The organism is Pseudomonas sp. R62 (assembly GCF_000257605.1).
GTDB lineage: Bacteria > Pseudomonadota > Gammaproteobacteria > Pseudomonadales > Pseudomonadaceae > Aquipseudomonas > Aquipseudomonas atacamensis.
Map to the genome: position 1 here is coordinate 1,206,885 of NZ_JH635999.1, position 3,845 is coordinate 1,210,729.

The 3,845-nt window shown below is 62.7% G+C and carries 4 protein-coding genes and 1 pseudogene; all 5 read left to right on the forward strand.

The window, feature by feature from the left end:
- The first annotated feature begins 13 nt into the window (after positions 1-13).
- Entirely contained in the window at positions 14-685 is a 672-nt protein-coding gene (locus OQK_RS23725; RefSeq protein ID WP_238537284.1) for an energy transducer TonB family protein, read from the forward strand.
- Between the two features lie 39 nt (positions 686-724).
- On the forward strand, positions 725-2,422 hold the full coding sequence (locus OQK_RS23730; protein WP_016774604.1) for a putative porin: 1,698 nt from the start codon (positions 725-727) through the stop codon (positions 2,420-2,422).
- A 17-nt stretch (positions 2,423-2,439) separates the two neighbouring features.
- Positions 2,440-3,069 carry a hypothetical protein gene (locus OQK_RS23735; RefSeq protein WP_016774605.1) on the forward strand — a complete coding sequence of 210 codons (630 nt, stop codon included), beginning with the start codon at positions 2,440-2,442 and terminating at the stop codon, positions 3,067-3,069.
- Positions 3,070-3,086: 17 nt separating this feature from the next.
- Positions 3,087-3,557, forward strand: a complete 471-nt coding sequence (locus tag OQK_RS23740; protein WP_016774606.1) for a YbjN domain-containing protein — start codon at positions 3,087-3,089, stop codon at positions 3,555-3,557.
- Positions 3,554-3,845: pseudogene (locus OQK_RS23745) on the forward strand (peptidylprolyl isomerase); the annotation flags it as partial. The gene OQK_RS23740 and the pseudogene OQK_RS23745, both read left to right, overlap by 4 nt.

Genomic DNA, 3,845 nt, shown 5'->3' on the forward strand with positions numbered 1-3,845 from the left:
CGAACCGCCGCCCGTGAAAAAGTCGCCGTTGCGTTATGTGAAGTGGGGCGCCGGATTGCTGGTCGGCGCACTCGCCGCGTGGTTCCTCTGGCAGTGGGCCAACGACATGGCCGGCGTGCGCCGCGAAGCGCCGAAGGTGCCGACGATCATTCCGTTGCCGCCACCGCCACCACCGCCGCCGGAGAAACCGCCAGAGCCGGAAACGCCGGTGGAAGAAAAAGTCGTCGAGCCCGAGCCAACGCCGGAGCCGGAAGAGGTCAAGCCTGCAGAAGAGGCGCCGCCATCGCCCGCCGACGATCTGGCCAACCCGATGCAAATGGACGGCGACGCGCAGGCCGGCAGCGACGCTTTCAACATCGGCGCGGGCAAGGGCGGCGGCATGGCCGGCGCGGGTGGTGGGCGGTTGGGTACGGGCACGTACAGCCAGTTTCTCGCGTTCACTTTCCAGCGTTTGCTGCGCGAGAACCCTGATCTGCGCAACCTCGCATTCTCGCTGCAGGCCGATGTGTGGCTGAGCAGCGTCGGTGAGATCACTCGCGTCGAGCTGATCAAATCCAGTGGCAACCCGCAAATCGATACCCAGGTGCTGGCCGCTTTACGCGGTGCGCCAGCCCTCAGCGAACGGCCTCCGGCCTCCATCACTTTGCCCGTGCGCTTGTCCCTGCAAGGGCGGCGTCCGGGTTAATTCACTTATTCAAGCTTCGGCAAAAGGAGTTGTGTGCAGATGATTTCCAACGTGAATCGATTGTCCCTGGCGGTCGGCATGGTCATTGCGACCCTGGTCGGTCAGGCCGTGGCAGCGCCTGCGCCTTCGGAGAACGCCACGATCAATCTGATCCGCTTGCTGGTCGAGCAGGGCATTCTCAAACAGGACAAGGCCGACGCGCTGATCGCCCAGGCCCAGAACGAAGCGGCGCAGGCGAAGCAGGCAGCGGCTTCTACCGCAGTTGCGGTCGGGCCGGTCGCCGCGCCGGGCGATGTGCGCGTGCAATACGTGCCGGCAGCGGTGCGCGACCAGATCCGCGATCAGGTCAAAGCCGAGGTCATGGCCACCGCCAAACAGGAAAACTGGGCCGCGCCCAATACCTTCCCGGACTGGGCCTCGCGCATCAGCTTCGACGGCGACATTCGTCTGCGTGACGAATCGCGTTACTACTCGGGCAACAACAGCAACGAAATCGTCGACTTCGCCAAGCTCAACAACAACGGCCCGTACGACGTGAATCCCAACAGCAGCACCAGCCTGCCACCGTTGCTCAACACCCGCGAAGACCGCGAAAACCTCTTTCGCCTGCGCGCACGCCTGGGCATGAAAGCGGTGATTTCGGAGGAATGGACCGCCGGCATTCGCATCGGCACCGGTTCGGACAACAACCCGGTATCGACCACGCAAAACCTCGGCGACGGCTTTGCCAAGAAGGACATCTGGCTCGATCAGGGCTACCTGACCTGGAAGCCAATGGACGAATTGACCCTGACCGGCGGGCGCTTCGCCAACCCGTTCATGTCCACCGACATGCTCTATTCCAACGACCTGAATTTCGATGGTGTGGCGGCGATTTTCGATCACAAGCTCAACCGCGATTGGGGCGTGTTCGGCACCGTCGGCGCATTCCCGGTGGATTACACCAACGACACCTCCAGCAGTAACGGTTTCGACAAGGAAGAGAGCGACAACAAGTGGCTGTACGGCGCGCAGCTCGGCGCGAAGTGGGCGATCAATAGCAACAACCGCCTCAAAGGCGCGCTGGCCTATTACCGTTTCGACGACATTCAAGGCCAGCGCTCCAGCCCCTGCGAACCGTGGGCCGGCGCGCCGGGCTGCGACAGCGACGGCACCCGCGCGGCGTTCATGCAGAAGGGCAACAGCGTGTTCCTGCTGCGTGACATCACGCCGAACCCGCTCAACCCGAGCGCCACGCCGCAGCCGCAATTCGTCGGTCTCGCCTCCGAGTTCAACCTGCTCGATCTCAACGTGGTCTGGGATGCCGACCTGCCGCAGGATTTCAAACTGCGCAGCCAAGGCAACTACATCCACAACCTCAGCTACGACGAAGGCGACATGCGCAAGCGCTCCGCCGGGCAGATCGTCAACAACCTCGACAGCAACGGCGAGATCGAAAGCGGCGCCAATGCGTGGATGGTGCAGTTCACCCTCGGCAACGCGCTGGACCTCAAACGCAAGGGCGACTGGAACCTGTTCGCCGGCTACAAGTACATCCAGCCGGACGCCTTGCCCGACGGCTTCAACGACTCGTCGTTCCACCTCGGCGGCACCAACGCCAAGGGCTATTTCATGGGCGGCAACTACGGCCTGGCGAAGAACGTTTCCGCCACGGGTCGCTGGATGAGCACCGAAGCGGTGTACGGCGCGCCGTTCGACATCGACGTCTTGCAGCTTGAGATCAACACGCGCTTCTAAGGCGCCGGGAGAGCTTTATGAACACGCGTTTTCTCGCGCTGGGCCTGGGTTTGCTGCTTGCCACCGGGGCGAGCGCCGAAGGCATGGAAGAGCGCTTGCGCACGCAATTGCGCAGCACCACCCAGCAATTGCAGGCCCTGCAAAGCCAACAGGCCCAGGCCAGCGCCGCGCAACTGGCGGCGCAGAACGAAGCCAAGGCAGCGCAAGCGCAGATCAAGCAACTGACTGCCGAACTGGCCAAGGCCAAAGGCCTCGCCGAGCAGCTCGCCGGGCAACAACAGAGCCTGCACAGCCAGGCGCAGGCGCAAGTCGCGGCCAGTGCCGAGCAGACCGGCAAGTTCAAAAAAGCCTATGACGAATTGCTGGTCCTCGCTCGTGGCAAAGAAGCCGAACGCACGAAGCTGCAAGCGCAACTGGCGGAACGTGACACACAAGTGCAGCAATGTTCAGCCAAGAATCAGCAAATGTACGGCGTCGCCAAACAGATCCTCACGGCCTACGAAAACATCGACGTCGCCGAAGTGATGAAGATCCGCCAGCCCTTCGCTGGCAGCGCCCGGGTCAAGTTCGATGAACTGGCCCAGGGCTTCGGCGACGAGCTGTACAAAACCCAATTCGACGCGCCGCAAGCGGCGATCGCTCACTGATAGCAAGGAAGAAAGCCATGACTCAATTGATCACCCACGTTTCCCCGCAATCGCTGACCGACGTTCTGCAAGCCGCCGGTTACCGCGTCAACCAGAGCGAACAGAACGGCATCGTCCAGTTGCTCAGCGCCAGTCAGGGCATCGGCTACGCCGTGCGGTTCGGCAACCCGGCGCTGGAGCAGGGCGGGTTCGTTGATTTCACTTTCAGCTGTGCGCTGCGCGTGCAGGGTGAGTTGCCTGAGGGAGTCGCAGAGCAGTGGAATGCTACTCGACGTTTTGCACGGTTGTCGTTGCAGGGTGAGTTTCTGGTCATGGAGATGGACGTGGTCGTGGCTGCTGGCGTGAGCAACGAGCACCTGCGCGGCAATTTGGAATTGTGGGATCGCCTGTTGCAGGAATTCATCGTTTACCTGCGCGATTTCAGCCAGACCACTGCTGTGCAAACCGCCAAATCGGCTATCGCCGAACAAGAGGAAGTCGCACTGTGAAGAAGCCTGCCATGGTGATCGGCGCCGGAGCGGTGGCGCTGTTGGTGGTGGCCGTGGCACTGGTGCTGCGGCCGGGCAGTGATCCGGTCGCCGCTCAGCAGCCGTCGCCGGTAGCAGCGGTTTCTGCCGGGCCAGCGGTGGCGCGGTTGGGCAATCAGCAGGTTTCGCCAGAGGAGTTGCAGGCGCTGCTGGCGACTGTCCCGGCGCAAACCCGTGAACAACTGCGCGGCAACCGTGAGGCGCTGGAACGCTGGATTCGTGCGCGGCTGGCCGAAAAAGCCGTGCTGG